General features: G+C 56.5%; 24 protein-coding genes. 4 read left to right on the plus strand and 20 right to left on the minus strand.

The annotated features are described in order from the left end of the window. Nucleotides 1-95: 95 nt before the first annotated feature. The 18 genes from fliT to RQ738_RS07935 all read right to left on the minus strand — a co-directional run bounded on the left by fliT (nt 96) and on the right by RQ738_RS07935 (nt 19,655). Nucleotides 96-419, minus strand: coding sequence for a flagellar protein FliT (gene fliT / locus RQ738_RS07850; RefSeq protein ID WP_314163881.1), 324 nt, complete (start codon nt 417-419; stop codon nt 96-98). Next, nucleotides 412-852, minus strand: coding sequence for a flagellar export chaperone FliS (gene fliS / locus RQ738_RS07855; RefSeq protein WP_314163885.1), 441 nt, complete (start codon nt 850-852; stop codon nt 412-414). The genes fliT and fliS overlap by 8 nt, the downstream gene beginning before the upstream one ends. Before the next feature lie 127 nt (nt 853-979). Continuing rightward, nucleotides 980-2,998 (minus strand): flagellar filament capping protein FliD, encoded by a 2,019-nt coding sequence (fliD, locus tag RQ738_RS07860; RefSeq protein WP_314163886.1) that lies wholly within the window; start codon nt 2,996-2,998, stop codon nt 980-982. A gap of 54 nt (nt 2,999-3,052) precedes the next feature. After that, the gene (locus RQ738_RS07865; RefSeq protein ID WP_314163888.1) at nt 3,053-3,496 is read right to left on the minus strand and encodes a flagellar protein FlaG; all 444 of its coding nucleotides are present in this window, start codon (nt 3,494-3,496) and stop codon (nt 3,053-3,055) included. 68 nt (nt 3,497-3,564) lie between these two features. After that, on the minus strand, nt 3,565-5,055 hold the full coding sequence (locus tag RQ738_RS07870) for a flagellin (protein ID WP_314163892.1): 1,491 nt from the start codon (nt 5,053-5,055) through the stop codon (nt 3,565-3,567). A gap of 678 nt (nt 5,056-5,733) precedes the next feature. Further along, the gene (flgL, locus tag RQ738_RS07875) at nt 5,734-7,629 is read right to left on the minus strand and encodes a flagellar hook-associated protein FlgL (RefSeq protein WP_314163896.1); all 1,896 of its coding nucleotides are present in this window, start codon (nt 7,627-7,629) and stop codon (nt 5,734-5,736) included. 12 nt (nt 7,630-7,641) lie between these two features. Continuing rightward, on the minus strand, nt 7,642-9,576 hold the full coding sequence (gene flgK / locus RQ738_RS07880) for a flagellar hook-associated protein FlgK (protein ID WP_314163899.1): 1,935 nt from the start codon (nt 9,574-9,576) through the stop codon (nt 7,642-7,644). 78 nt (nt 9,577-9,654) lie between these two features. Further along, nucleotides 9,655-10,557 carry a flagellar assembly peptidoglycan hydrolase FlgJ gene (gene flgJ / locus RQ738_RS07885; protein WP_314163902.1) on the minus strand — a complete coding sequence of 301 codons (903 nt, stop codon included), beginning with the start codon at nt 10,555-10,557 and terminating at the stop codon, nt 9,655-9,657. A gap of 11 nt (nt 10,558-10,568) precedes the next feature. Further along, nucleotides 10,569-11,678 (minus strand): flagellar basal body P-ring protein FlgI, encoded by a 1,110-nt coding sequence (locus tag RQ738_RS07890; RefSeq protein ID WP_409929536.1) that lies wholly within the window; start codon nt 11,676-11,678, stop codon nt 10,569-10,571. A gap of 82 nt (nt 11,679-11,760) precedes the next feature. Beyond that, the gene (flgH, locus tag RQ738_RS07895) at nt 11,761-12,480 is read right to left on the minus strand and encodes a flagellar basal body L-ring protein FlgH (RefSeq protein WP_314163911.1); all 720 of its coding nucleotides are present in this window, start codon (nt 12,478-12,480) and stop codon (nt 11,761-11,763) included. A gap of 33 nt (nt 12,481-12,513) precedes the next feature. Continuing rightward, nucleotides 12,514-13,299: a flagellar basal-body rod protein FlgG gene (flgG, locus tag RQ738_RS07900; protein ID WP_314163914.1), complete on the minus strand. Its 786-nt coding sequence runs from the start codon at nt 13,297-13,299 to the stop codon at nt 12,514-12,516. A gap of 48 nt (nt 13,300-13,347) precedes the next feature. Continuing rightward, complete coding sequence (gene flgF, locus RQ738_RS07905; protein ID WP_314163917.1) at nt 13,348-14,091, minus strand: flagellar basal-body rod protein FlgF; 744 nt, start codon at nt 14,089-14,091, stop codon at nt 13,348-13,350. 25 nt (nt 14,092-14,116) lie between these two features. Further along, nucleotides 14,117-15,700 (minus strand): flagellar hook protein FlgE, encoded by a 1,584-nt coding sequence (locus RQ738_RS07910; protein ID WP_314163918.1) that lies wholly within the window; start codon nt 15,698-15,700, stop codon nt 14,117-14,119. Nucleotides 15,701-15,726: 26 nt separating this feature from the next. Further along, the gene (locus RQ738_RS07915; RefSeq protein ID WP_314163919.1) at nt 15,727-16,410 is read right to left on the minus strand and encodes a flagellar hook assembly protein FlgD; all 684 of its coding nucleotides are present in this window, start codon (nt 16,408-16,410) and stop codon (nt 15,727-15,729) included. 13 nt (nt 16,411-16,423) lie between these two features. After that, nucleotides 16,424-16,846, minus strand: a complete 423-nt coding sequence (flgC, locus tag RQ738_RS07920) for a flagellar basal body rod protein FlgC (RefSeq protein ID WP_314163920.1) — start codon at nt 16,844-16,846, stop codon at nt 16,424-16,426. Nucleotides 16,847-16,849: 3 nt separating this feature from the next. Beyond that, entirely contained in the window at nt 16,850-17,257 is a 408-nt protein-coding gene (flgB, locus tag RQ738_RS07925) for a flagellar basal body rod protein FlgB (protein ID WP_314163921.1), read from the minus strand. A gap of 511 nt (nt 17,258-17,768) precedes the next feature. Further along, complete coding sequence (locus tag RQ738_RS07930) at nt 17,769-18,602, minus strand: protein-glutamate O-methyltransferase CheR (RefSeq protein ID WP_314163922.1); 834 nt, start codon at nt 18,600-18,602, stop codon at nt 17,769-17,771. Between the two features lie 111 nt (nt 18,603-18,713). Beyond that, on the minus strand, nt 18,714-19,655 hold the full coding sequence (locus RQ738_RS07935; protein ID WP_314163925.1) for a chemotaxis protein CheV: 942 nt from the start codon (nt 19,653-19,655) through the stop codon (nt 18,714-18,716). A gap of 137 nt (nt 19,656-19,792) precedes the next feature. Here RQ738_RS07935 and flgA point away from each other — a divergent pair, with 137 nt between their 5' ends. The 4 genes from flgA to RQ738_RS07955 all read left to right on the plus strand — a co-directional run bounded on the left by flgA (nt 19,793) and on the right by RQ738_RS07955 (nt 22,219). Beyond that, complete coding sequence (gene flgA, locus RQ738_RS07940) at nt 19,793-20,530, plus strand: flagellar basal body P-ring formation chaperone FlgA (RefSeq protein WP_314163929.1); 738 nt, start codon at nt 19,793-19,795, stop codon at nt 20,528-20,530. An 85-nt stretch (nt 20,531-20,615) separates the two neighbouring features. Beyond that, a complete protein-coding gene (flgM, locus tag RQ738_RS07945) occupies nt 20,616-20,936 on the plus strand; it encodes a flagellar biosynthesis anti-sigma factor FlgM (RefSeq protein ID WP_314163937.1) in 321 nt (106 codons plus the stop codon). A 17-nt stretch (nt 20,937-20,953) separates the two neighbouring features. Continuing rightward, nucleotides 20,954-21,436 (plus strand): flagellar protein FlgN, encoded by a 483-nt coding sequence (locus tag RQ738_RS07950; protein WP_314163942.1) that lies wholly within the window; start codon nt 20,954-20,956, stop codon nt 21,434-21,436. A gap of 66 nt (nt 21,437-21,502) precedes the next feature. Continuing rightward, the gene (locus RQ738_RS07955) at nt 21,503-22,219 is read left to right on the plus strand and encodes a flagellar brake protein (protein WP_314163943.1); all 717 of its coding nucleotides are present in this window, start codon (nt 21,503-21,505) and stop codon (nt 22,217-22,219) included. Between the two features lies 1 nt (nt 22,220). Here the strand turns inward: RQ738_RS07955 and RQ738_RS07960 are convergent, their stop codons facing one another. Together RQ738_RS07960 and RQ738_RS07965 are read right to left on the minus strand one after the other, a co-directional pair. After that, nucleotides 22,221-25,421: an efflux RND transporter permease subunit gene (locus RQ738_RS07960; RefSeq protein WP_314163945.1), complete on the minus strand. Its 3,201-nt coding sequence runs from the start codon at nt 25,419-25,421 to the stop codon at nt 22,221-22,223. Further along, entirely contained in the window at nt 25,414-26,463 is a 1,050-nt protein-coding gene (locus RQ738_RS07965) for an efflux RND transporter periplasmic adaptor subunit (protein WP_314163946.1), read from the minus strand. Before RQ738_RS07965 ends, RQ738_RS07960 begins: the two co-directional genes overlap by 8 nt. Between the last annotated feature and the right edge of the window lie 253 nt (nt 26,464-26,716).

Genomic DNA, 26,716 nt, shown 5'->3' on the forward strand with positions numbered 1-26,716 from the left:
TCAAGGGGTTTCCTGCGTAAGTCAGACTGGACATTGCGCAAAGACGCGGAAGTCTCGGAGTAATAATCTTGGGTTTGGAGGGTGCTGGCGAGTGCTTACGAGGCGTTACCCAGGTAGGCCCTGTCAGCGGTTTTGCCGCGGTGGATGTTTTGCAGCTCGGTGGCGGTATCTTCACGTCCGGCGAGGCACTGGCTTAACAATTCTTCATCGATGGCCTGTAACTGCTGGATACGTTCTACCTGAAGAAGGTCGGGGATGTCGCTGTTCTTGCCGGCGAAGTACTGCTTTAACAATGTCTGCCGTTCGATATCTTTTTCGGCGAGGCTTAACCAGTCTTCGTTGCGGGCCAGTTCAAGCATGCTCTCACTGGCATTCAACAAGGCCTGCCAGGGTGTGTATAAGGGTATGACCTCAGGCACCTTTCTGTGCCACCTTTGATTTTGCCTCTTCGATTTGCACGACTTCCTGTGCAATGCCGTCCCAGCCGGCCTTGACATCACGCATCAGTCCCGTTACTTCATCAAGAATAGCCGTGTCATTGTTGAGATTCGCTTCCAGCAGGCGGTGTGACATGTAGTCATAGAGTGCATCGAGGTTATGCACCAGCTCCGCATCGATGGACCTGTCGAGGCTGACGCGCAAGCCGTCGAGGATACTGATGGCCCAGCTGATAGACTCGCCCTTCTTGCCCACTTCACCACGGGTCATGAAGCCCTTTGCCGAAGAGACCTTTTCCAGCACGCCTTCCATCAGCATCTGGATCAGGCGATGCGGGCTGGCGCTTTCAATACCGCTTTGTACGCCGACCTTTTTGTATTGATCAAGAGCACTTTGCATGGCTGCCATATTCATAGTTCACACCTTTTAAATCAGTTTGCAGTAAATGCCTTGTTGCAATTCACTTATATTTTCTTTATCGACCACGACTACACAAACTCAAGCGGGTTTTATAAAAAACGTTAATCTTTTTTTTGCATCCTTAACGGTTTCCTGAGCCACCGATCGTCGGTAGCGAGTCCAGCTGTTGTTGCAGGAAATTACCCGTGTTCGACAACTGTGCGATCAGCGCATCCAGCGCGCCGAACTGGCTACGCAGCCGTGTTTCAATGGCCTGCAGGCGCCGCCCCAGAGTTTCGCGTTCGTCGGCAATATTCTCGAGGCGGTTCTCCAGCGAGGCTGTTGTCGATTTGAAAAAACCGTCCGAGGCCAGCAGGGAGCCCAGATAACTGTCCAGTTGCTCGGCATAGCCGCGCTTGAAATCAATCGCGCCCCGCTCGCCAACGCTGCCGCCGGTGATCTCCACCATCAGGCCGGCGGCATCTCCCGCACCGGTCAGCAACCGGCCATTGCCGGTGGCGGCGACACCGCCAATAGTGCCGGCAACATCAATTCCATCCGTACTCGTTGCCGCGCCACCCACCAGGTCGGTTTTGCCATTGCCACCAGTGATCTCGACCCTGGAAGAAGACCCGTAGGACTGCGACAGCAGGCTCAGGACGCCGCCTGACTCCGTCACATCAATACGAATCCCGGCATTGCTGAACTCGCTCAGCGCATTGACCTTGCTCTTCAACTCGGTGGCAAGTTCCGTCACGGTATAGCTACCGGCCGCCAGGGTCACCGAGGCGGTGACGCCATCAATGTTCAGGGTGAGGGCGTCATTACTGCCCTCGACAATGGTCAGGTTGGCCGCCGCCGACCCGACCAGCTCACCGCGCGTGGCGAGGCTGGTGATGTTGACCGCATAGTTGCCGACCACGGTATCATCGGTCGAGGAGACAAAGTCTGTGTGCGTATCGGCCGTCTCGCCAAAGGCCGTAAACAGACTGATAAACTTGTCAAAGTTCTGGTCCAGCTGCTCGTCCAGCGTAGCGTCGTTAATGACCAGCCGGCCGTTGTTCGGGTCGGTGGTAATTCCTGCCTCGGCAAGAATGGTGAACTCATCACCGAGCGTGCCCACCGGGTTGCCTATGATGCGCTGGATATTCGAGGTGATACTGCGCGTGACGCCGTCACCGTTGAGTTCACCGGCCACGCGGGTTTCCGGGTTATAGGCGGTTAACTGGTTGACGGTGCCAAAGAAGGCATTATAGGAAGCCACAAACTGGGTCACGGCGGACTTGACCCTGGCCTTGTCGGTCGTGGTGTTCAATGTGGCACTGCCCACTGATTTGAGATTGATGCTCACGCCGTCAATCGCCTCGGTCACGGTATTGCTGCTACTGCTGATCGCAATCCCGTTCAGGGTCAGAGTCGCGTCACTGGCGGCGGCATTCTGTTCGAGGTGGGTGGCGGTGCCGTTGAAGGCCAGCAGGGACAGTCCGGCGGCATCGTCGTTGTTGCCGTCGTCGTCGCTGACAGAAATCTGCAGGCTGTTGTCGGCGCCGGTATCATCCGAGCTTACGGCCAGGCGGTAATGGCTGCCGTCATAGATAAGCGAGGCCGAGACACCGATATCGGCGTCATTGATCGCATCACGCACCCCTTCCAGGCTGCTGTCGGTGATGGTCACCGTCGCCGCGGCCTTTTCCGTACTTGCGACAAAGCCGCTGTAGGTATCGGTGCCGGCATCATAGCTCGTGGTGCCGAACTTGAAGGTCAGGCTGCCGGTACTCAGGGTGTCGGTAACATCAGTAAACTGCGCCCTGGCAAGGGTCGGGTCGGTGGATAGCTTGTGGTTCTCGGCCAGGCCGGTAACGTTCACGTCATAGCCAGCTTTGCTGATCTTGCCACTGCTGGTGGCGGTAAAGATATCGCTGTCGCTGCTCGTGGTCGAGTAGGCGCGAAAGGTGGAAAAATTCTTCAGATTCCCGAGGGAAGAAGACAGGGAAGACAGCGCGCTTTTCATCTGCCCATAGGCAGACAGGCGCAGCTGCAAATCGGACTGGCGGCGATCCAGCCTCGCGGTGGGTGCCTCGGCCTCGGCTGCGACCAACTGCGTCACCAGGCTGTTAATGTCCAGCCCTGAACCAATACCTGCGGAAGTTATTGTTGCCATCGTATCCTCGATCGAGTCGTGATACCCGGTATCTATGCAGAATTAATGCCAGAATCAGGCGCGGGCTGAAAAAATCAGACCTTCAAGCTGCGAGCGTGTTTCTTCACTCGCTGCCTTGAGGCGGTGCGCCAACTCCAGTGCCTCCTTGGAGGGAAATTCACGAATGGTCTCTTCCGTATCCGCATCAATCACGGTAACCACGGAACGACCTAATGGTAAGGCCTCATCAACACGGAACTGCAGCTCCCGGTTCACCGTCTGCACATAGGCATTGATATCACTGACGGCCTGTTCGAGTTCTGCCCTGCTCGTGCTGGCTGCGGCTTCGCTATTCTCTACCTGTAAATCCGTGCCGGTAGCAGCCTGCTTGTCAGTGGCAACACCTTGCCGTTTACTGACATCGTCAACCACACGGGGGACGGCCACGCTGGCCCGTTCAACGGGTCTGCTTATGTTCTGTACTACGGATGTGATTTGACTGTTGATCTCGTTAGCCATAACCACTTACCTCTCTACTGGAAAATGCACCCGGACCAGTGTCCGGGTGCGATTCTTCACTTACCCTGTTACTGCAGGAGACTCAGCGCCAACTGTGGCAAGGCATTGGCCTGCGACAGAATCGACACACCTGCCTGCTGCAGAATCTGGTTCCGGGTCAGGGCAGCCGTTTCCTGGGCAAAGTCGGCATCACGAATACGTGAACGCGCCGCACTCAGGTTCTCAACCGAAGTGGAGAGACTGGAGACTACTGACTCGAAACGGTTCTGGATGGCACCGAGTGACGCCCGGCTGCTGTTGATGGCCGTCAGGGCGGCATCGGCCGAGGTCAGGGCGGCATTGGCACCGGCTACAGTCGAGATATCGGTATTGGTTATCGTGGTACCTGTTAAGGCAGCCGCCTGAGTACCTGCCCCCAGACCGGCATTAGCAGGAGCTGCACCCGCAATGACGATGTCAGATGACGAAGTCAGGGTCAGGGCACCGTAGGCCTCGGCTGAACCGGTCGCTGTACCCGTACCCAGGTTGGCAAAACCGTCGCCGGTCAGGGCAGGCGTACCACCGGTACCAATAGTACGGGTCTCGGTCAGGTTCAGGTTGCTGCCATCGGCCTTGGTGAAGGTCAGGTCACCACCAGCGGCGGTACCGGTGAAGCTGACACCGGCGGCTGTCAGGGCATCCGTAACCGAGGTGAGGGCCAGCGCATTATCGACATCGGCAGCCGCTACGGTACTACCCGTCGCACCAATATCTGTAACATTAATAACAGACACACCTTCAACCGTCAGGTCATAAGCACCATCATCATTTGTTGCAGCATCAGAAACAGCAGCAAAAGCACCTACCGCAAACGAAGAAGACCCAACTGCAACCGTGACCGCTGAATCAGCGGCGGTAATAGCGGCAGCAATATCAGCGGACAAGGAACCTGCCGCACCCGGGTTGGCCACGGCGCCGACATCAGTACCGTTAACCAGCAGGTCACCGGCACTCAGGCCTGTTGCTGATAATGTGGCTGCGCCTATGTCCGTGGCAACATTTGCCTGGCCGAGTGCATCGGTGCGGGCACTACCGATAGAAGTGATGTTTACTGTTTCACCGGCGTTCGCACCGACCTGGAACTGCTGGCTGGAGAAGTTGCCGTCGAGCAGCTTGACGCCGTTAAAGGCACTGGTGGAAGCCACACGGTCAATTTCAGAAATCAGCTGGGAGGCTTCCAGTTGCAGGGCGGCACGGTCAGAGCTAGAGTTCGTGGCGTTGGCAGACTGCACGGCCAGCTCACGAATACGCTGCAGGTTGTTGGTGATCTGCGCCAGGTCGCCTTCCGCGGTCTGGGCCAGGGAGATACCGTCGTTGGAGTTACGCACCGCCTGGTTGATACCGCGGATCTGCGTGGTAAAACGCTCGGAAATCGCGAGGCCGGCAGCATCGTCCTTGGCCGAGTTGATACGCAGACCGGATGACAGTCGTTGCAGGGAAACTCCCAGATCAGACTGGGACTTGTTCAGGTTGCGCTGTGAGTTCAGGGACGCAATATTGGTATTAATAATCTGTGGCATGGTAATGCTCCTATACCCTTCCGTACCGTTCCTCTATATAGGCAGGTACCCGCAGGGTTCAAGGTTTGTCTTTGACGGATATACCTTCCCTTGTGGGTGGGTATTTACCGCCTCCACACTCTTTATCGGTGCCTGGCGGGAAAACTTTAACCCGGGGAGCAAAATATTCCCCGGGGGCTAGTTTTTTATTTACGCCAAATCAAGCAGTTAGAATCGAGGCCGAAAATGCCCTTCTCGTTCGGCCAGAAAAATAGCCCCTTGATTATAGAAAGTTCCGCGTCGGATTAGTTTTTTACCGCCAAGGCCGCGAAGTCACGCAAAGTAAACCCACTTCGCGCCCTTGGCGTGCTTTGCGGTTTAAGATGTTAGGTTCAGGGGGAATTGCTGATCATCATCAATGCAGTTTGCCGGATTAGTGCGAATGCACGTAATCCGACGCGGAACCCGAACATGGGCTAATGGCTTTAACCGAAGTACTCACATGAAGATGGGTGTCGGATTACGCGCATCCGCGCTAATCCGTATCTACAGAAAACAAGCATGACCCAAAAGAATGATATTTGCAGTGAAATACAAAATATTTCCTGAGCAAAATGAAATTCAGATTTTACTTTGCGATCTCTGCGTCTTTGCGCCCTTTGCGTCCCTTACTCCCGAGTAGAACCGGGCATATATCCCTTATAAGAAATTAAACAGGCTCAATCCCTGGATGCGCAGGAAGGATTGCTGCGCGGCTTGCAGGCTGGTGCTTTGCTGTTCGAGCTGGCTGATGGCCTCGGCATAATCGAGGTCCTGGATGTTTGAGAGTGTCTCGCGCACCTGCAGGATTGAGGACTCATTCAGATTGTTCTGATCATCAATGGAGTTGAGGCGCGCACCGATCTGCGAGCGAGTGCTGATTATATTATCGAGGTTCCTGTCGAGGTTGTTGAGGACGCGTTCCATTGCCGTATGGAAACCGGCGGAAATATCCGGCTGAGCGAGGCTGCCGTTCGTGGTGGTGCCCTCAAGCCCGGTCAGTGCTCCGGCGGTGGTAGTGGTGTTTTGCGGAATGGCGATCACGAGATCGCTACCATCGTCTTTTTCCAGCACCAGGTCATTGCCAGCAAACGAGCCACTGGCGACAGTGTAACCCGGGTTGGCGGTCAGGAAATTACCCAGTGCGGTATCGAGTTGCCCGGCGGTGACGGTATCCCCTGCCAGCGGCAGGCCGACATTGATCAGATCGATACCGTCAATGGTGACCTGGAAGGTCTCCCCGCCTGCCGACACCGGGGCAGTAAAGTTGCTCAGCGTCGCGCTGGTGGGCACGGCCTGCGTATTTTGCGACGGTGACTCGAGGGCCGTGATCAGGCTCTGCAGGGTCGCAAACAGGTCCTGTTGCGTATTCGGCGTTGTTGAAAATTGATCACCGTTGCTCGGTGTGCCACTGATGGTCAGCTGCTGCCCATTGAAGGCGATGCTGCCACCATCAACATAGGCACCGCTTGTCACAATCGCATCACTGCTGTCGAGCACCACGTAACCATTGGCGTTGTTAAAGACCACGTCATTGGTTGGCGCGGCGCCCGTCAGGGCCGAGCCGAAGAAACCGGTTGCCGTATCCAGTGCGCCATCAGTGGCACCGGTGAGGGTTTCATTGACGGTGATCGGGGTTGCGGTGGGCAGTGTGTTGGCAAGATAGAGCTGCCCTGCATCCAGGTAGGCACTGACGCCGGTGGTGGCGGCCTGGGCATTAATAGCAGTCTCTATCTGTGCCTGCGTGCGGGCATCGCCTTCACCGAGCGTGTCGATGAGGGTACCGTTTATCCGCAGTTCATACTGCAGCGTATCATCCGTGCCGACATTGTCGTTGAATACCAGGGCACCACCGGCAACCGCCGTCTGCTCACCGAGCACCACGCTATAGTCATCGGCCACATAGGTTGCCGGATCAGTGATCGTATTCGTGCCCAGTACGCCGTTGCCGGTATTGAAGGCATGCGCGCGGGTAATGAACTCGCCGTTACCGCTGCCGATCATGCCAAAGACCTCCGCGCCGGAATCGCCGGTGGCGATTTGTCGTGACGGGCCGATTTGCAGGAAGCGCTGCCCTTCATCGCCGTTATAGACGACCGTGCCATCGGGATTGACGGTGAAGGCCTCGGTCAATGACTGGTAGCCGGCGAACAGGTATTCGTTGTTTGCATCGCGCGTGTTGCCCAGCGAGACCAGCTCGTCGAGGCGTTGGCGTATCTCGGCCGCCAACAGCGGTCGCGACTCATTATCGAGGACGTCATTGTTGCCCTGCAGGGTCAGCAGGCGAACACGCTGAATGAGGTCCGTCGCACTCGTGAGGGTGGATTCTTCCAGGCGCAGGCGGGCCTCGGCAATGTCGGCGTTCTTGCCGTATTGCGTGGTTGACGAGGCGGACTCTGACAGGTTCAGGGCGCGCGCGGCCCCGGCAGGGTCATCTGCTGGTGTCAGGATCTTGCGCCCCGCGGCAATCTGTAACTGGATCTTGCTCAGCGTGGACTGCTGGCCGAGTATCGAGTTAATCGCGGTTGCATGTAATTGTGCACTTGAAATTCGCATGGTATGCCGTCCTTACCTGAGTGCTGCAAGCACTTCATCAAACAAGCTGTTCGAGACACTGATCACCTGCGCGGCTGCCTGGTAGGCCTGTTGCAGCTGCATCAAGCGGGCCGCCTCTTCATCCAGGTTCACACCTGAAACCGACTGGCGCTCGGCCTCGGTTTGTTGCAATAACACCCCTTGCGCCTCTTCGGTTATCTGCGCCTGCCGCGTGCGCGTGCCGACATCCGCCACCAGCTCACCGAAGGCACTCTGGAAGGTATTGTTGCCGCGCACGGTCACAGTACTTTGTAGTTTGGCCAACGACAAACCGTTGCGGTTGTCGCCGATACCGTTCGTGTTATTGGTGATCGTAAACGAGTCACCGCTTGTCGGGGTGCCGGAAATATTGAAACTGATACCGTCGAACGGGGCCCCCAGTGTGAACTGCTTGCCGTTCTGTTCCGTGGCCGGGTCATAGGCCAGCGTGCCACCAGGGCCACCGGACACGAAGAAGCCGGGCACGCCGGCACCGAGGGCATCGGGGTCAAAGACCAGGCTGATATCACCGGCCAATGGATAGGTCGTCGCATCCGTAACCGCCGCCAGCTCCAGCCCGGCATTACCGGCATTGGTGGTGGCGCTGCTGCTCCTGATCGGCGCGGCGTGTGCGATCAGTGCCGGGTCCTTGATGAAGAGATTGATGTCTCTCGCCGCTGATCGGGTCGGTTGTATCAGGAAACTGTCGCCGGCTGCGGCCCCGGCCGCGGCAGTTATCTGGAAACCATCAATAGGTGTCGCGTTCAGCGCCGCCAGCCCACCCGTAAACATAACCTTTTTGTCGTTCAGGCGCGTGACCCGGTAATTGCTGCCGTCATACACCACCTCGTAGTTACTCGTGGTCAGTTGCCCGGCATCAACCAGGGTCGCGGCCAGCGAGCCGGTGCCGGTATTATTACTGCCGGGAACAGGGGCTATCCCGCCGGCGGCAAAAAAATCCGTGCCGCCGTTACCGTTATAGTCAATGCCCAGTTTATGCTGTGAGTTAAACGTTTCCGTCAGGCTGGTGGCAATGCGGCCCAACGCATTCAGGCCGGGGTCAAGCACCTTGTTCCTGAAATCCACCACCGCGCCGATACGCCCGCCCGACAACTGATCGGTTATGTTGACCTGTACCTGGCCCTGCTGGATCACGAGGTCATATCGCTCAGGGTCAAACTTGTTCCTGACCGCCTGAATCTCGTTGACGCCGTCACCGACAACCAGCCCCTGGCCACTGCCGACAAACACACTCAGGGAACCATCATCCTGCTCTACCGTCTCTACGCGGGTCAGTTCGGCAAGCTCCCGCAATATCTGGTCACGTTCATCGAGCAGGTCATTGGGCTGGATGCGACCACCACCCTGGGTACCCAGCACGATGGCGTCATTCACACGGGCGAGCGATGCACCCAGACCGTTGATCTCATTTGCGATGTTGACCAGGTCGCGTTCGGCATTTTCCGCCAGTTCGCGCAGCCGCGTATCGATGCTGTGAAAACGCTGTGTCAGTGCCTCGGCATCACTCAGCAACACCTGCCGGGCCGGTGTCGAGGCCGGGTCATCCACGGAATTCTGCAGGGAGTTAAAGAAACCTTGCAGCGCCGGCGAGAGCCCGGCACTTTCATCCGCGAGCAGGTTATCCACCTGCGAGACCAGACCGAGAAAATGCTCGGTCTGGCTATGGTTCGAGGTGTTGCTCTGCAGGCGATCGACAATGAACTGGTCATAGACACGCGAGACACGATCGACAGTGGTGCCCGTGCCAAAATAACCGGCACCGGTGAACTCCGGTGTCTGGGTGGCAAAACTGACACGCTGGCGACTAAAGCCCTCGGTCGTGGCATTGGAAATATTGTGCCCGACCGTACTCAGCGACCGCTGAAAAGCCAACAGCGCCGAGGTACCGATACCGGTAAGATCAGCCATGGTCTGTTGCCCTCTGTTTTTCTTGCTGCATGTCGTCGATGTTGTTCATCTGGCTATTCCCTGTAACGGACTTTCCGCTCAAATATTTAGTCTGGCCCGTGCCACTTGCAGTGTTTCGCCCTGCATAATGCCCTGAATCTTGCTGGCATAGGCCGGGTCGGTGGCGTAACCACCCTGTTGTAATTGATGCAAATAATTTCCAGCGTCACCCTGGCTCTGCAATGCGCCGCTGTAGCGCGGGCTGTTCTTCAGGAAATGCACATAATCGGCAAAGCCCGCTTCCAGCGAGTCATAGGCGCGGAAACTGGCGCGCTCCTTCTGCACCACACCATCGCGGTACTCGGTGGTCTGAATCGACACGCGCTCGCCATCCCAGCGCTGATCGGCCTTGATGCCGAAGAGGTTGTGACTGGGACGGCCATCAGCCTGGCTCATGGTGTATTTGCCCCAGCCGGTTTCCAGCGCCGCCTGTGAAACCAGTGTTTCTGCATTGATCCCCAGTTCGCGGGCGGCCTTTTCAGCATGCGGCCAGATCGTCGCCACAAACTCCTCCGGGGAGGCAAAGCCCGCCTGCTTCGCAGTCGCCGCCGTAGCCGTTAGCGGTTCAACGCTCCGGTTAACCTGCGGTGCGGTAAAGGCAAACGACTTGAACGGGTTGCCGTCACCCGGCTGACCCGGTGCCTGTCCGCCGAGCTGACGTTCAATCAGTTGCGAGATGCCGAGGCTGCCGGTCGAGGACAGGTTCAGGGCCAGTTGCTGGTCAAACATCTTGCGGTAATTGTCTGATGCCGAGCTGTCAAACAGCGGGTCACCAAAACTCGCCTCGCGCATTTGCTTGAGCATCATGTTCAGGAAGATGGCCTCAAACTGTTTGGCGGCCGCCTTCAATGCCCCTTGCTCGTCGCCACCATTGGCGCGCGCGCGCAGCCCGTTCAGGCTACCGAGATCATTGAATACCGCTGTGGTGTCGGTTGTGTTCATGTTGCCATCCCTTAAATGATGATCAACTCGGCGCTCAGTGAGCCGGCCTGTTTCAGGGCTTCGAGGATAGCCACCAGGTCCCCCGGTGCGGCACCGACCTGGTTGACGGCACGCACGATCTCGTCGAGCGAGACGCCCGGGTCAAACAGGAACATCTTGTTGTCTGCCTCGGTAATGGCAATGTCTGCCTGGGGGACAACCACGGTCTGGCCGGTCTCGGCAAACGGTGCTGGCTGGCTGACAATCGGGTTGGCGCTGATGGTAACCACCAGCGAGCCATGCGAAACCGCGGCAGGCTTAACCCGCACGTTCTGGCCGATAACGACCGTACCGGTACGAGAATTCACAATCACCCTGGCCGCTGCGTCGCCGGTGGTGACTTCAAGGTTTTCCAGTACGGAGACAAAGGCCACGCGCTGCGCGAGAGTCCGCGGGGCATTCACCTGGATTGATGTGCCATCCAGTGCCCTCGCGGTACCCAGGCCCATGGTCTGGTTGATCGCGTGCGCGGTGTGGTTGGCCGTCGTAAAATCGGCGGTGTGCAGGTTCAGGACAATGCCATCACCGTTGCCGAACGGGTTGCCCACCACCCGCTCCACGCTGGCACCGTTCGGGATCCGCCCCGCACTCGGTACGTTCACGGTGACACTGGAACCATCGGCGGCAGCACCAAAGCCACTGACGACGAGATTCCCCTGGGCCACGGCATAGACCTGGCCATCGGCACCTTTCAGCGGGCTCATGAGCAGGCTGCCACCGCGCAGGCTCTTGGCATTACCTATCGAGGATACTGTCACGTCGATGGTCTGCCCCACCTTGGCAAAGGCCGGCAGCTCGGCATGAATCGAGACGGCGGCAATGTTCTTCAACTGCGGGTTGCTGCCGGGCGGCAAGGCTATGCCGTTCTGGGCCAACATGTTTTTCAGGCTTTGCACGGTAAACGGGGTCTGGCTGGTCTGGTCGCCACTGCCGTCGAGGCCGACGACAATGCCGTAACCGACCAGCTGGTTGCTACGCACCCCGGCAACCGAGGCTATGTCCTTGATTCGTTCGGCATTCACACCATTGGCCAGCGCGAGCAGGCCCAGGGCTATCAAACATGAACTCAGCAGATTTTTCATTTTATTCATCCCGTTTCGGGCCGGGCACCGACCCTGCGTTGTCTCTACAGCAGACTTTGCAAGGTCAGTGCCAACTATGGGATTAGAAGGGGAACAGGGCGCTGACAAAGAAGCGGGCCAGCCAACCGATCTTGTTACCGTCGGCCACGGCCCCGGAACCGGTATAGGTGATCTGGGCATCCGCCACCTGGGTTGAAGGCACCGTGTTGTCCGGGCGGATATCCACCGGGCGAACAATGCCGGAGAGCCGGACATACTCATGCCCCTGGTTCAGGCTGGTGACCTTTTCGCCACGCACCACGAGGTAACCGTTTGGCAGGACCTCGGCCACGGTTACGGTGACACTGCCGCTCAGGGTATTGCTCTGGCTGCTGGCGCCATCGCCCTCGAACTCGTTACTCGACTCGAGGCCGAAGCCGAGGTTGTTACCCGTATTACTGGCTAACGGCAGGATGCCTGGCGTATTAAACTGCGGCGAACTGCCGAGCAGGGTCGGGTTGGTCACGCTCGTGTCGGTGCTCTTGCTGACACTGGTCGCGGCCTGCTTGCTCGCATTGGTGCTCTCGACGAGGTTAATCGTCAACAGGTCGCCAACGCGCCGCGCGCGACTGTCTTCAAACAGGCGAACATCATAGCCGGCCTGGTAGATAGAACCATTGCTGCTCTGCACGGGTGGCAGTGCCACCGGCCGAACTGCCGCATAAGCCGGATCGCGCTCCGGCAAACTTTGGCAGGCGGCCAGTGACATGACACACACACACAACAACACAACTCTTGAAATCATATTGGTAACGGTATTCATATTTGCCTCCCGGGCCGGTGCAATACCCTGGCCTTAGAGATTATTGGAAACGTATTGCAGCATCTGGTCGGCGGTCGAGATACTGCGTGAATTCATTTCATAGACACGCTGGGTCTCGATCATGTTGACCAGTTCTTCAACCACGTTGACGTTTGAACTTTCCAGGGAACCCTGTAACAGTGAACCCAGGCCATTCAGGCCGGGGTTACCGGTCTGCGCGGCACCACTGGAACCGGTCTCGGAAAACAGGTTGTCACCGAGAGGCTGCAGGCCGGCGGCGTTGATAAAAGAGGCCAGCTGTATGTTGCCGACCTGGGTTGCCGCCGCCGTTCCGGACTGTTGTACGGAGACTGTGCCGTCGCTACCGATAGTGATACTGGTGGCGTCTTGCGGGATCGTTATGGCCGGCTGGATACTCTCGCCGTTTGCGGTCACCAGCTGCCCGGTTGAGTCCACTTGCAGGGCGCCATTACGGGTATAGGCCTGGGTACCATCGGGACGCAGCACCTGCAGGAAACCGTCACCCTGGATCGCGACATCCAGTGCATTTTCGGTTTGTTGAATGTTCCCCTGCGTGTGGATCTTTTGCGTGGCCACTGTGCGCACACCGGTACCGAGATTCAGGCCAGTGGGTAACTGCGTGTCCTGGGTGCTTGAGGCACCGGACTGACGGATATTCTGAAACAACAGGTCGGCAAAAAGGGCGCGATCCTTTTTGAAACCGGCGTTATTGGCGTTGGCGAGGTTGTTGGAAATAACCCCGAGACGGGTCTGCTGTGCTTCAAGCCCGGTTTTTGCTATCCAGAGTGCTGGGTTCATGATTCTATCCTTTGCTGTGTGTGTTTCTTGCTACGTTGTGTTGACGACTTAATTAATGCGCATCAGTTGTGCTGATGCCGCATCATTTTCCTGTGCGGTAGACATCATCTTGACCTGCATCTCGAACTGGCGGGCCAGGGTAATCATGTTTACCAGCGATTCGACGGCATTGACGTTACTGCCTTCAAGCATGCCGTTAACCAGTGTCACATTGGCATCAGGAATAACAGGCGTACCTTCCTCGACACGCATCAGGCCATCACGGCCCTTGTACATTTTGTCGGTGTCGGGATTCACCAGTTGAATACGGTTCACATTGGCAATGGTCGAAGCCTCTTGCCCGAGGGCCCGCAGCGAGATCGTGCCGTCATCGCCGATGTCGAGTTTTTCAAACGGCGGCAAGGCCACCGGTCCCCCATCGGCACCGATCACGGGATGACCGGCGCCAGTGAGCAGTTGCCCGACCTCGCTCACCTGCAGGTTACCGGCACGCGTATAGGCATGACTGCCATCGGCAGCCTGCACGGCGATCCAGCCCTGCCCCTTGATGGCAACATCCAGTGAGCGACCTGTTGTCTGCAATGAGCCCGAAGTGAAGTCCACGCCCTGTCCTTCATCAACGGTATAGACGCGGCTGTTATGGCCGGGGCCGTTCAGTGGCAGGCTGCGGAAGGCTTCAAGGTCAGCACGAAAACCGTTGGTGCTGACATTCGCGAGATTGTTGCTGTTCACCGCCTGTGCCCGGGTTACCTGGCTGGCGCCGGTCATTGCGATGTATAGCATTCTATCCATGAGGAACTCCCGTCAGTCTCTATCGTTAGCGGATATTGATAATGGTCTGGGTAATCGTATCGGCCGTAGTGATGACCTGTGCGTTGGCCTGGAAGTTACGCTGCGCGGTAATCATGCCCACCAGTTGCTCAGTCAGGTCCACATTCGAACCCTCCAGGGCGCCGGACTGAATGACCCCGAGACTACCGGAACCCGGCGCACTCACCAGCGCCGCCCCGGACTCGAAACTCTCTGCCCAGGCCGTATCCCCCAACTGACGCAGCCCTTGCGGGTTGGCGAAGTTGGCGAGTGCGACCTGGCCGATGGTGCGTGACTGACCATTGGTGAAACGCGAGGTAATCACGCCGGTATCGGCAATGTCGATGCCGCTCAGACGACCCGTGGTGAAACCATCCTGCACCAGCGAATTAACACTGAAGTTAGAGCCGTACTGGGTGGCATCTGCATAGTCGAGCGTGAGCGCCATGTTGGCGGCGCCACCACCGGGTGCGAAAGGCGTGACGGTAACCTGTGAAGGTGCCGTTGGCGTGGTAATGGTGCCTTGTGGCGAGAAGGCCAGGGTGGTCGGGCCGTCTACCTGGGAACCGTCGACAAACAGGTAAGTCTCCCATTGGTTCGGTGTCGGGGTCTTGCGGTAGTAAGTCGTCGCCAGGTGTGATGTACCGAGCGAATCAAAGATCGTTAACGAGGTCGAGCTGTTATAGGTGTTGGCATTGGTTGCATCAAACGGCCCCTGCGCCTGGGTGCTGGATGCGGTGACGTTGGAAGCTGCAGCCGCAACCGTTTGTGAGGTAATACCCGTCGTATCGATCGTAACCGGAGCTACCGGCTGCGCACCCGTACCATCCGGGTCCCAGCTAAGTGTTGTGGTATCGGTACCAATGGTGACGGCATTGTTAATGGTTGCAGGAACCGTTGATGCGCCACCCGGCAATAACTCCACGTCCCAGTCAGCGCCCACGCCAGTATAAGTGAAACGGACCTGCGAACCTGGAACGGCGGTACCATTATTATCGTAAATGACAAACGGTGCCGTGGTCACCGGGCTGTCATTAGTGTCTAACGTCGTACCACCGAGGGTAATATCGCTGGTCGTGGCCGCGGCCGGGATAGGTGCAGAGGCATCAAGGTTGATACCCAGATCAACGAGGCTGGTCGCCTGCGGGGCAATATCAGACGTATCCAGCTGCAGGTCACCCTGGGCGCCGGTAATGTTACCGGCACTGTCAGCCTGGAATACCGTCAGACGGCTGCCGGCGTTACTCACCACAAAGCCTTCACGGTCGACACCGAACTGGCCGGCACGTGTATATGAGTTAATGCCGCCGTCGTTAACAATGAAGAACCCCTGCCCGCTCACCGCCAGGTCAAGGTTGTTATCTGTGAAACCGATATTGCCCTGCGAGAACTGTTGCGAAACAGAGGCTACGCGCACACCGCTGCCAATGGCATTGGATGCGACGCCGAGGTTACTGGTGGCGAAGATGTCGGCAAATTCGGCACGTGCCTTCTTAAACCCGGTAGTGGCCGAGTTGGCGACGTTGTTGCCGATGACTCGCAGTTCGGCTGATGCGGCATTGAGTCCACTAAGTGCTGTACGAAATGGCATGGTATTCTCCTGTTAGTACCGCTGACTCAGCGGATTTCCTCTACCTGGTTAAAGTCAGTCGCACCCAGTGCGGACAAATTCAGAACGGTGCCCTCACCCGGACGGCCTAAGATGACACTCTCCACGTTATCCTTGACGAGGGTGCCGAGGGCGACATCCTCTCCATCGATTTTGGCACTGGCAACAATTCGATAGGCGCCGGCCGGTGCCGGGTTGCCGTTGTCAGCCAGACCGTTCCAACTGAATTCGACAATGCCCTGCTGCTGCGGCCCGAGCTGCAAGTCACGAACCAGTTCGCCGGCGCGGTTGTAAAACTCTACCTTGACTTCACTGCTGTCACCTGGCACACCAACCGCACCGCTCAGTGAACCGCCTGCCGGCAAGACCCCGACGTCGCTGTTGACCATTACCGAACGCCCGACCAGGGCCGAGGCTTGCAAGGCCTGGTTGGAACTCAATGAACCGGAGAGAGATGAAAAGGAATCCTGTAAATCCTGGATGCCGTTGACGGTGCTGAACTGCGCAATCTGGGACAGGAACTCACCGTTTTCCATCGGCTTGAACGGGTCCTGGTTACGCACCTGCGCCACCATCAACTCGAGGAACTGTTCCTGTCCCAGCTCCTTGTCCTCGGCGTTTGCCTTGTTGGCATTGTCGCGGTTACTGGCGATGCCGAGACTTTGCAGTGCGTCTGTATTAATTGTACTCATCGTTTGTTACTCCTTACTGGCCCAGGCTCAGGACGCGCATCAACAACTGTTTGGAGGTATTCATCACTTCCACATTCGACTGGTAGGAGCGTGATGCTGAAATCATATTGGCCATTTCTTCAACGGCGTTCACATTCGGCAGCCAGATATAACCCTGCTCATCCGCCATCGGGTGTTCCGGCTGGTATTGCTGGCGCGGCGCGGCCTCGCTTTCAAGAACCTGCCTGACCTGCACACCCATGCTTGCCGAATCACCCGAGCCGGTCATGGCGTCATTAAAAATTGTCTCGAACTGCGGCATGCGGGCCCGGTAGGTATCTTCGGCGCTGCCACTGACGGTTTCGGCATTGGCCAGGTTCGAGGCCACGGTGTTCAGGCGCACGGTTTGCGCGCTCAGGGCAGAACCGGCGATATCAAAGTTTCCGAGTAAGGACATGGCTTATTCTCCCCTCAGTGCAGTCATCAGGCCCTGTACACGACCGGTGACAAAACGCAGACTGGCCATGTAGCGCATGGCGTTATCGGTAAAGGCGGCCTGCTCGACCTGCACGTCGACGGTGTTGCCATCCAGTGAAGGTTGCAAGGGGGTGCGGTAGAGGGTCTCGGCAGACCAGTCGCCTTCGTTGCCAGACACACCAAAATGCTTCTCGTGGGTGGCCTGCAGATGCCGGGCCTTGCCAAGCCCCGCTTCGGCCTGCCCCAGCGCACTGCGGAAGTCGATATCACGAGCCTTGTAATCCGGTGTGTCGGCGTTAGCCAGGTTCGAGGCCAGGACGCTGCTGCGCTGGGCATACAGGCTCAAGGCCCTGGTATGAACCCCGAATGCATTGTCAAAACTCAGTATCATGTGTTGCTCCGCTGTGTGTTGTCTTCACACAGACAGGAGCAAACGTCGTGCCAAGTTTGGTTTTATTATTATTTACAGTTAGTTAGGAAGGATCACCCGGGCATCCAGACGGTGCGGGTGGCAAGCTTGTGCCTATAGGCGGCAAAAGAAATTGATGATTGCTGAATGATGATTGATGATTTTTGTATTCCCCGCTGATAATCATTCAGCGCTTTCTTACTACGGGATCCCAGGATCAAAATAGAGACTCATGAAACGGATGCTACCAATGAGCCTTCTATCGATCATCAATCATCATTCAGCAATCATCAATTAACCTTTAAGTCTGTAGGGCAGATTAGGAGTGAAACGACGTAATCCGACGCCGATATCAACATGGGCACGTCGGATTACGCGCCTCCGCGCTAATCCTACAAACTACGATTTCCCGGGATCAAAATTAGAGACTCATGAAACGGATGCTACCATTGAGCGTTTTAGCATTCATCAATCATCATTCCGCAATCATCAATTAACCCTTGAGTCGGTAATACACCGCGCCGCCACTGCGGATCATGTCGAACATGTCGCTGTGCCCGGCGAGGGATTCAGATGAGCCGAGGAACAAATAGCCGCGGGGGTTCAGGGCCCTGGCCAGGCGGCCAATGATGTCCCGCTTCAGGTCGGCGGAGAAATAAATCAGCACGTTTCGGCAAAAGATGATGTCGAACTTGCCGAGGGAGAGGTAGCTTTGCATCAGGTTGAGTTCGGTGAAGCGTACCCGCTCACGGATTTCCTTGCGCAGCTCCCACTGCCGGTTACCCAGGTCGCGAAAATAACGCAGTTTGCGTTCCTCTGACATACCACGGGCCAGGGACATATTGTCATAGGTCGCGGCTCTGGCTTGTTCCAGTACGGTTTTTGAAATGTCCGTGGCCAGAATTTCCACCCCCCTGGCCAGCTTGCCGGGGTTAGCCATGCCATATTCTTGCGCGACCATGCTCATGGTGTATGGCTCTTGCCCGCTTGAGCAGGCCGCCGACCAGATCTTCAGGGGGCGACTCCGTTCCCTGGATAACTCAGGAAAAATATCGTTGCGCAGGATATCGAAGGGGTGGCTGTCGCGAAACCAGAGTGTCTCGTTGGTCGTCATGGCATCGATAATACGGACTTGTAGCGATTTCCCTCCGGCAGATCCCATCCGCTTGACCAGTTCACTGAGGCTCGGGATGTTCAGCTCGTCCATGAGCCGCTGCAGGCGGCTGGTAACCAGATAGTGCTTGTTTTCGCCCAGCACAATACCGCATGCGTCTTCGAGGAAGTCACTAAAAAGCCTGTATTCTTCGGGAGAAATTGCCTTGCTCAAGACCGGTACACCTGATTAACGAATAAACCTGGGGCGACAGGATACCGTAATTAAAGGCTTAATACCCTTGCTGGCACACTTTTCAGACATAAAATCTGTAGCGAACGGGGTTTAACCCGTTGCCTCTACCTCTGATTCACAACCAAGTTGCTCAAGGACAAAATTGGCGAGGTCGTCCGCATTGAATTTGGCAATAAACCGATCGGCGCCCACGCTCTTGACCATCGACTCGTTAAAGACGCCACTTAATGATGTATGCAAGACGATAAACAGGTCTTTCAGGCGGTCGTCCTTGCGCACGGAGGAGGTCAGGGTATAACCGTCCATTTCCGGCATTTCCACATCCGAGATCAGCATATCGAGCTGCAGCTTAATAGGACCTGTGCTGGCCATTTCCTTGAGCATGTCCAGGGCCTGTCTGCCATCGTTGGCGATAATGCATTCGATACCCAATTGCTCAAGGGTACGTCGGATCTGGTTTCGGGCGACGCTCGAATCATCCACCACCATGATGCGCTTGCCGCGTTGCATGCCCGCCTGGTCGCTGTCCAGAATATTGTTGGAAACAACCAGGGTCTCGCCAATGACCTCGGCCAGTACCTTTTCCACATCGATGATCTCGACGATTTCACCCTCCACACGCGTGACGGCGGTCAGGTAATGCTGCTTGCCCGCAACCTTGGGTGCCGGCAGGACCTCTTCCCAGTTAAGGTTGATAATGCGATCCACCCCACCGACGAGAAACCCCTGCACCTTGCGGTTAAACTCGCTGACAATGACGTAGGCATTGTCGCGATCCTCGATTGCCGAGCGGCCGATGGCAAGGCTCAAATCGATAACGGGTATCGTCCGGCCGCGCATGTTCGCCACCCCGCTGATAACCGGGTTTGACCTGGGCATGTGATTGAGTGGCGGACACTGAATCACCTCCTGGATCTTGAATACATTAATGCCGAAGATCTGGCGACCCTTGAGTTTGAAGAGTAATAACTCAAGGCGATTCTGCCCGGCCAGGCGGGTACGTTGATCGACTGCGTCTAATACACCTGCCATGTTCTACTCCTGATTGCCTGCATCACTAACGACTTACCCGCTATCGGCAGGAGATGGCATAACTTGAATCCTTAAAACCCGGCACAGGACTTGCATCAACATGTAACAGAATGCACATGACGAGAGACTCTATGCCAATGAACAAGCACTTAGCCTTGCTGAGGAACAGTTGCCGCCGAGGGATCAGGCAAATCCTTGCCGCCACTTTTCTGTTTGCGGCAAGCCTCGGCACGGCGGCGGAGATCCAGGCATTGGACGATATCCGCAGCCAGGCGGAGGAATTTGTCATCAGCCGCCTGAATCTGGACCCGGCCGACCTCGATGTGCAAGCGGACCCTCTTGATGTTCGTCTCCGCCTTGCAAAATGTACTGATAAAACAGAAGCTTATATTCAGGACGGGCAGCGTCTGACAAGCCGGGTTGCTGTCGGCATTCGTTGCCTCGATAACACCAGTCGCTGGTCGATCTTTGTCCCGGTCAGCATTACCCACTATGCCCGGGTGGTGGTATCGGCGCGCCACCTGCCGCGTGGGCAAGCCATTAATAAGGATGACATCACACTCGAGCGCCGTGCCATTACACGCCTGCATGGCCAATACCTGACGCAGGCTGCTGAAGTGGTTGGCCAGCTGCCCAAACAACGGCTGGAGAAAGGCAAAATTGTCTCGCCACGCATGCTCAAGCGACAAAACCTGGTCAAACGCGGACAAAACGTCATTATTTTGGCGGAGAAATCGCTTATTCAGGTGCGCAGCAAGGGTGTCGCACTGGCAAATGGCCAGATTGGCGAGAGAATTCGGGTTCGCAATACCGTGACAAAAAAAATAGTAGAAGGAACAGTGACTTCTGATGGGTATGTAAAAATATTGCTCTAGACGGCAACTTTTTGACTAGAATACCTAAAGATTTATCACGCCTGTCCGATAAAGAGGACAGAAATGAAAAAACTGGAGTAGCAGTATGGCAATTGAAATTACTGGTCAGAACGGCAATGGCAAGATCCTCAGCTCGCGAACCGAGCGCCCCGAGGGCAATGTCTCCCGTGACGAGGCCACCGCCGCGCAACAGGAAACCGGCCGCTCATCCACGGCCGATACCGTCAGCCTGACCAACACCTCTGCGCAACTGCGCAGCCTGGAGAATACCCTGGCGGAATTGCCGGTGGTCGATAGCCAGCGTGTCGAGAGCATCAAGCAGGCCCTTGCCGATGGCAGTTATGAAATCGATGCCCAACGTATTGCTGACAAGCTCATCAGCTTCGAAAGCAGCCTTAGCCGCTGAATCACTTCACTGGTTCCATGATGACAAATAGCCCCTATATAAAGGTTTGCCTCGAAGACGAACTCAAATACGCCGAGACACTGCTCAGCTTGCTTGCAGCAGAACGTCAGGCACTCTCGGCAAACAATGCCAATGAGCTTGAAAACCTGGCCGCCCAGAAACGGGAGGTGGCCGAACAGCTTGAGACCAGTGCCGGACGCCGCAGCCGCTACCTGCTTGAAACAAGCGGTATGACAACAGCGGATATGCGCGACTATATCGATAGCCTGCCCGCCACCGAAAATGCACAGCAGTTAAACACCTTATGGGAACAACTGCTCACCTTGCTCGGTAAGTGCCGCGAAGAGAATCGCCTCAATGGCGGCATCCTTGAGAGTTCACAACGCTCCATCAAGCAAGCCATTGCCCTGCTTCAGGGTCAGGGACAAGCTGGTGAGCTTTACGGCCGTGCCGGTAAAACCGTCTCTGGTGTCTCCGGGCATTCCCTTACCCGCGCCTGAAATCCAGACAGTAAGAACCAAAAAGTCGTGCTACAGTAGCCTCGTTACTGTATTCGAAATTGTGATATGACTGAAAGCAATAATATAGAGCGCATTACCCAGCCCGAAATCATCACCGGCTATCTGTCACGTTTATTGCGCGGACACATACTGCTGGGCATCAGTATTCCCGGCAGCAGCCGATCTTATAACAGTATCATCATTGATATAGACGGCGACAGGCAGACCATGTTGCTCGATGCCCTGCATCCGGAGAGCGGCCATGAAGCGGTGATGAAACTCAGGGAGTTTGCGGTTACCGCGCACCATGACGGCATCCGGCTCGGCTTCAAGGGCTACATAAAAGAACTCGTGAATGACGCCGGCAAGCCGGCGTATCTGGTGGGCTACCCGGCGGCGCTTATTTATCATCAGCAAAGGGCTGCCTATCGTGCGGCCGTCAGCATGGGCGACCAGGTTGGCATTAAGATTCGCAGTGCGGATAACAAAACCGTTCCCGGGCTAATCACCGATATCTCCCTGGGGGGACTCGGCCTGCAATTTGAGCAGAAACACGCCTTGCCGTTCAGCAATGGTATGCTGCTACCTTCCTGTCAATTCAGTACCCCTGGCAAGCCGGAGTTTGAATGTGCACTGGAGGTTCGTAATATCAGACAGGACGACAACAACCGCTTCGTGCAGGTAGGCACCCGCTTTATAAAACTGGACAAGCAGGAAGAACGCCAAATCCAGCGCTTTGTCGTGCAACTGGAACGCGAGATGATTAAACGCAGTCAGCGTTAGGTCATTTATCCCCGGCAAATCGATACATGTAGGCGTAATACAATACCGGGATCACGACCAGGGTCAGCAAGGTCGATACCAGTATGCCGAAGATCAGGGTAATCGCCAGCCCATTGAAAATCGGATCATCCAGAATAAACACGGCCCCCAGCATGGCCGCCAGCCCGGTTAGCACGATCGGCTTGGAACGCACCGCCCCGGCACGGATCACCGCTTCCTGCAAGGGCATCCCCTCGCGCACGGACTCATTGACAAAATCCACCAGCAATATTGAATTACGGACAATAATCCCCGCCAGTGCGATCATGCCGATCATCGAGGTCGCGGTGAACTGCGCGCCAAACAAGGCATGCCCCGGCATCACACCGATAACCGTCAACGGGATCGGCGCCATGATAATCAATGGCACCATGTAAGAACGAAACTGCGCAACCACCAGCAGATAGATCAACAGCATACCGACCGCATAAGCGATGCCCATGTCACGGAATGTCTCATAGGTTATTTGCCACTCGCCATCCCACTTCATGCTGAAGTCAAAGGGGTGCTCCGGCTGCTGGATAAGATACTGCTGGAGACCTGTTTCACCAAGCTGGTCGAAAATATCAAACATGGCATATAGCGGGCTATCCAGTTCTCCTGCCATGTCCGCCGTGACATACACAACCGGCAACAAGTCCTTATGATGAATGGCATGTTCGCGAGTGGATGGCTGGAAGCGAACCATCTCACCCAGGTTCACCAGGCTGCCATCGGTGGCCCGTAACTTCAGGTTCTGGAACGAGGTGATATTGACCTTGTTTTTCCTGGCAAACTCGACACGCACAGGCACCGGGTATTTTGCCGTTTCATCATGCAGGTATGTAACATCCTCTCCCGACAGAACTGTTCGTAATGCCGTCACCACCTGCTGTTGCGATATGCCCAGGCGGGCAGCCTTCTGGCGGTCTATGCTGACGAGTATTTTCCCGGCAGGTGCCTCGATACTGTCATCAATATCCACGACATCAGGGGTCTGCGCAAAGACCTTGCGGATATCTTTTGCCACACGCATCTGGCCGGCATAATCGATACCGTAAATCTCTGCCACCAGTGGCGACAGGACCGGCGGCCCCGGCGGCACTTCTACCACTTTAACGTTGGCATTAAAGGGCTCGGCAATTTCCTGCAAGGGTCCACGCATCGTCCTGGCCAGTTCGTGGCTGCGGGTATCGCGCAATGACTTGTCGACGAGATTGACCTGCAGGTCGGCAACATTGTCACCACTACGCAAATAATACTGCCGCACCAGACCATTAAAATTAATCGGTGCTGCCGTACCAACATAGGCCTGGTAATCACTCACCTCGGGCACTGTTGCGATATAGCTCCCCAGCTCCTCAACAACCCGTGCCGTCTGCTCCAGTGTCGTGCCTTCCGGCATATCGATGATCACCTGGAATTCGGACTTGTTATCAAACGGCAGCATTTTCAGCACCACCAGTTTGAAGCCCACCAGCGAGAGTGACAGCGTAATCAGCACAAGGATCACAACCAACAGGCTGCGACGTTTGGGCGCCCCCTGCCGACCATTTAAAAACGGGCCTACATAACGGCTGAAGAAACGGAACAGGCCATTATTATCATCACCTTCCGTGGCATGTTTTATTTTGACCTTGCGCAAGACCTTGTAGGTCATCCACGGCGTGATCACAAATGCAACCGCGAGGGATATCAGCATCCCGATACTGGCATTGATCGGGATCGGGCTCATATAAGGCCCCATCAGCCCGGTGACAAAGGCCATCGGCAGGAGGGCGGCGATCACGGTAAAGGTCGCCAGGATGGTCGGTCCGCCGACCTCATCAACGGCAAGTGGTATCGACTCGGCGAGACTGAGCCCGCCCCTGGCCATGTGCCGATGGATGTTTTCCACCACAACGATGGCGTCATCGACAAGGATGCCGATGGAGAAAATCAATGCGAACAGGGAAACGCGATTGAGGGTAAAACCCCACGCCCATGAGGCAAACAGGGTTACGGCGAGAGTAATCACCACCGCGGTACCGACAATAAAGGCCTCGCGCCAGCCCAGGGCAAAGAGTACCAGCAAGACCACGAAGCTGGTGGCAAAAATGAGTTTGCCGATCAGGGTTCGGGCCTTGTCGTCTGCCGTGGCGCCGTAATTCCGGGTCAGTGTGCCCTGAATACCGCCCGGCACAATCGAGCCCCTTAACTGCTCAAAGCGGTTAATCACCTGGTTGGAAATATCCACCGCGTTGGTGCCTGGTTGCTTGGCAATGGCAAGGGTGACCGCCGGGAACTGTCCCTGTTGTGTAATACCTTTTGTTGCCGCTGCAGGACCGGTGCCAAACCAGACATATTGTTCCGGGCTATCGGGCCCGAGGCTCACGTGCGCGACATCCTCGAGATATACCGGCGCACCTTCATGCATGGCAACCACCAGCTGTGCGACCTCTTCCGCGCGACTGAGGAACTCGCCGGCGCGAACCGTAATGCCGGCATTATTCTCAATTAACTGGCCGACATTGCCGGCCACATTTGCAGCCTGCAAGGCCAGCCGGAGATCCTGCAGGGCGATGTTATAGCCCGCCAGCCGTTGCGGGTCGAGAATGACTCGCACGGCACGTTCCGGTCCGCCAACGGTGTAAATATCACGCGTTCCCGGCACGCGCTTGAGTTCAGCTTCGATCGCATGGGCTACGCGCAATAACTCATGCGCACCGATAGACTTGTCATCCGTCCACAGGGTGCCGGTGACAATCGGTACATCATCGATACCCTGCGGCTTGATCAGGGGTTGGCCGACGCCAAGGTTTTGCGGTAACCAGTCACGGTTGGAATAAATAGCGTTATACAGTCGAACAATAGCACTGGTGCGCTCTTCACCGACCTTGAACTGAATAGTAAGTACCGACATGCCCGGCCGCGACACCGAGTAAATATGCTTGACACCTTCGATCTCGGATAACACCTGTTCGGCAGATGTCGTCACCAGCTGCTCGACCTCTTTTGCGGTTGCACCGGGGAAAGGGATGAACACATTGGCAAAGGTGACGCTGATTTGCGGTTCTTCCTCGCGCGGTGTCACCATGACGGCGAACACGCCCAGGAGCAAACCGAGCAGGGCCAGCAGCGGCGTGATCTCGGTATGCAGGAATTTCTTCGCGATGCGTCCTGACAGCCCCATGCCATCATTCATGGCTGGTTTGCCCTTTCAGGCGAATACCGGCAGCAAGCGGGTCAAGAGCAACCTGCTCCCCTGCTTCAAGACCGGCATGCACCTCAACCCGCTTGTCATGATACTGACGCCCGGCTCGAATATGCCGAAAATGCACCTCGCCCTGGCCGTTAACCACATAAACACCGGTAACCTCGCTTCGGTGCACAATCGCCTGCTCCGGCACCAGTAGGCGTTTGTGTGTACCGGTATCCAGTATCAGTTTCACAAACATGCCCGGATAGAGGCCGTGCTGGCCTTCGGCCAGCTCGGCGCGTATCCGGAAACTGTGACTGCTGGCCGTGGCGAGCGGCGAAATGGTGAATTCGCCGGTTTGCACAAAGCGGTTATCACTGCCCGGCAGGCGGATACGCGCCGGACAGCAGTCATCGCGCAAGATGCCAACAAACTGTTGCGGTACATGGGTTACGACACGCAGTTGGTCGAGCGACAGCCCGGTAATAATCTTCTGCCCGATGGACGGCGTCTCGCCTACCTCGACATGACGCTCGGTGACAATGCCACTATAGGGGGCGCGCAAGATGGTTTGTTCAAGCTGGTCAGCTGCTTCACGCACCCGTGCCCCGGCCTGCTCCTTGCGGGCCCTGGCGGCATTCAGCGCGGCAGTAGCCTTGTCGAGTACTGCTTTGGCGACCAGTTTTTTTGCGTAGATGTCGCGGATGCGTTCAAATTCCTTTCGCGCATCCGTGAGGGCGACTTCGGCAGCACGTAATGCCGCCTCGGCCTGCTCGAGTTGTGCACGCTGGCGCGTGTCACGAAAGCGCAGAATGACAGCATCCTTGGGCACATAGTCATCGACATCATAATTGAGCTCAACGATACGGTCAGAGACTTCCGCGGTAATCGTGGCCTTGTGGAGTGCCTCGATTCGGCCGTCAAATGCACGCTGGCTGACGACATCTTCATAGGCAAGCGTCATCGTTTCAAGGGCCTCGTTTGCAGCAAAGGCAAAACCACTCATGAATAGCGTACAGACAGCCAGTAAGCGACGTGTATCAGGCATCATGCCTCCGGAAAGCGGGTAGTGTTTTGCCCATTATACCCACTCCGGCCCACAAGCCTAGTCTTGTGCAGTTTCAATAAATCGGGCTGGGGGATGCCGTGCAGTTCCGTGGCCAGTATGGGCATGTCGGATTACGATGTGCGCCGCACATCTAATCCGACCTACGGATACGGAGAGTTTTACGCGGCTCCGTGGCCAACCTGCAAATTCGTGCCGGTCTTGTAGGTCTTGTAGGTCTTGTAGGTCTTGTAGG

Origin of the sequence: Sulfuriflexus sp., from assembly GCF_032250955.1 — a bacterium.
Lineage (GTDB): Bacteria > Pseudomonadota > Gammaproteobacteria > AKS1 > AKS1 > Sulfuriflexus.

What these genes read in the sequence shown, in the direction of transcription:
- RQ738_RS07890 (WP_409929536.1), bottom strand. Translation starts at nt 11,678, where the DNA reads ATGAAAAATCTGCTGAGTTCATGTTTGATAGCCCTGGGCCTGCTCGCG.
- flgA (WP_314163929.1), top strand. Translation starts at nt 19,793, where the DNA reads ATGAACAAGCACTTAGCCTTGCTGAGGAACAGTTGCCGCCGAGGGATC.
- RQ738_RS07950 (WP_314163942.1), top strand. Translation starts at nt 20,954, where the DNA reads ATGATGACAAATAGCCCCTATATAAAGGTTTGCCTCGAAGACGAACTC.
- RQ738_RS07935 (WP_314163925.1), bottom strand. Translation starts at nt 19,655, where the DNA reads ATGGCAGGTGTATTAGACGCAGTCGATCAACGTACCCGCCTGGCCGGG.
- RQ738_RS07910 (WP_314163918.1), bottom strand. Translation starts at nt 15,700, where the DNA reads ATGCCATTTCGTACAGCACTTAGTGGACTCAATGCCGCATCAGCCGAA.
- flgM (WP_314163937.1), top strand. Translation starts at nt 20,616, where the DNA reads ATGGCAATTGAAATTACTGGTCAGAACGGCAATGGCAAGATCCTCAGC.
- flgJ (WP_314163902.1), bottom strand. Translation starts at nt 10,557, where the DNA reads ATGAACACAACCGACACCACAGCGGTATTCAATGATCTCGGTAGCCTG.
- fliD (WP_314163886.1), bottom strand. Translation starts at nt 2,998, where the DNA reads ATGGCAACAATAACTTCCGCAGGTATTGGTTCAGGGCTGGACATTAAC.
- flgH (WP_314163911.1), bottom strand. Translation starts at nt 12,480, where the DNA reads ATGAATACCGTTACCAATATGATTTCAAGAGTTGTGTTGTTGTGTGTG.
- flgK (WP_314163899.1), bottom strand. Translation starts at nt 9,576, where the DNA reads ATGGCTGATCTTACCGGTATCGGTACCTCGGCGCTGTTGGCTTTTCAG.
- RQ738_RS07870 (WP_314163892.1), bottom strand. Translation starts at nt 5,055, where the DNA reads ATGCCACAGATTATTAATACCAATATTGCGTCCCTGAACTCACAGCGC.
- flgL (WP_314163896.1), bottom strand. Translation starts at nt 7,629, where the DNA reads ATGCGAATTTCAAGTGCACAATTACATGCAACCGCGATTAACTCGATA.
- flgC (WP_314163920.1), bottom strand. Translation starts at nt 16,846, where the DNA reads ATGTCCTTACTCGGAAACTTTGATATCGCCGGTTCTGCCCTGAGCGCG.
- RQ738_RS07955 (WP_314163943.1), top strand. Translation starts at nt 21,503, where the DNA reads ATGACTGAAAGCAATAATATAGAGCGCATTACCCAGCCCGAAATCATC.
- flgB (WP_314163921.1), bottom strand. Translation starts at nt 17,257, where the DNA reads ATGATACTGAGTTTTGACAATGCATTCGGGGTTCATACCAGGGCCTTG.
- RQ738_RS07865 (WP_314163888.1), bottom strand. Translation starts at nt 3,496, where the DNA reads ATGGCTAACGAGATCAACAGTCAAATCACATCCGTAGTACAGAACATA.
- flgG (WP_314163914.1), bottom strand. Translation starts at nt 13,299, where the DNA reads ATGAACCCAGCACTCTGGATAGCAAAAACCGGGCTTGAAGCACAGCAG.
- RQ738_RS07965 (WP_314163946.1), bottom strand. Translation starts at nt 26,463, where the DNA reads ATGCCTGATACACGTCGCTTACTGGCTGTCTGTACGCTATTCATGAGT.
- flgF (WP_314163917.1), bottom strand. Translation starts at nt 14,091, where the DNA reads ATGGATAGAATGCTATACATCGCAATGACCGGCGCCAGCCAGGTAACC.
- RQ738_RS07915 (WP_314163919.1), bottom strand. Translation starts at nt 16,410, where the DNA reads ATGAGTACAATTAATACAGACGCACTGCAAAGTCTCGGCATCGCCAGT.
- RQ738_RS07960 (WP_314163945.1), bottom strand. Translation starts at nt 25,421, where the DNA reads ATGAATGATGGCATGGGGCTGTCAGGACGCATCGCGAAGAAATTCCTG.
- fliS (WP_314163885.1), bottom strand. Translation starts at nt 852, where the DNA reads ATGAATATGGCAGCCATGCAAAGTGCTCTTGATCAATACAAAAAGGTC.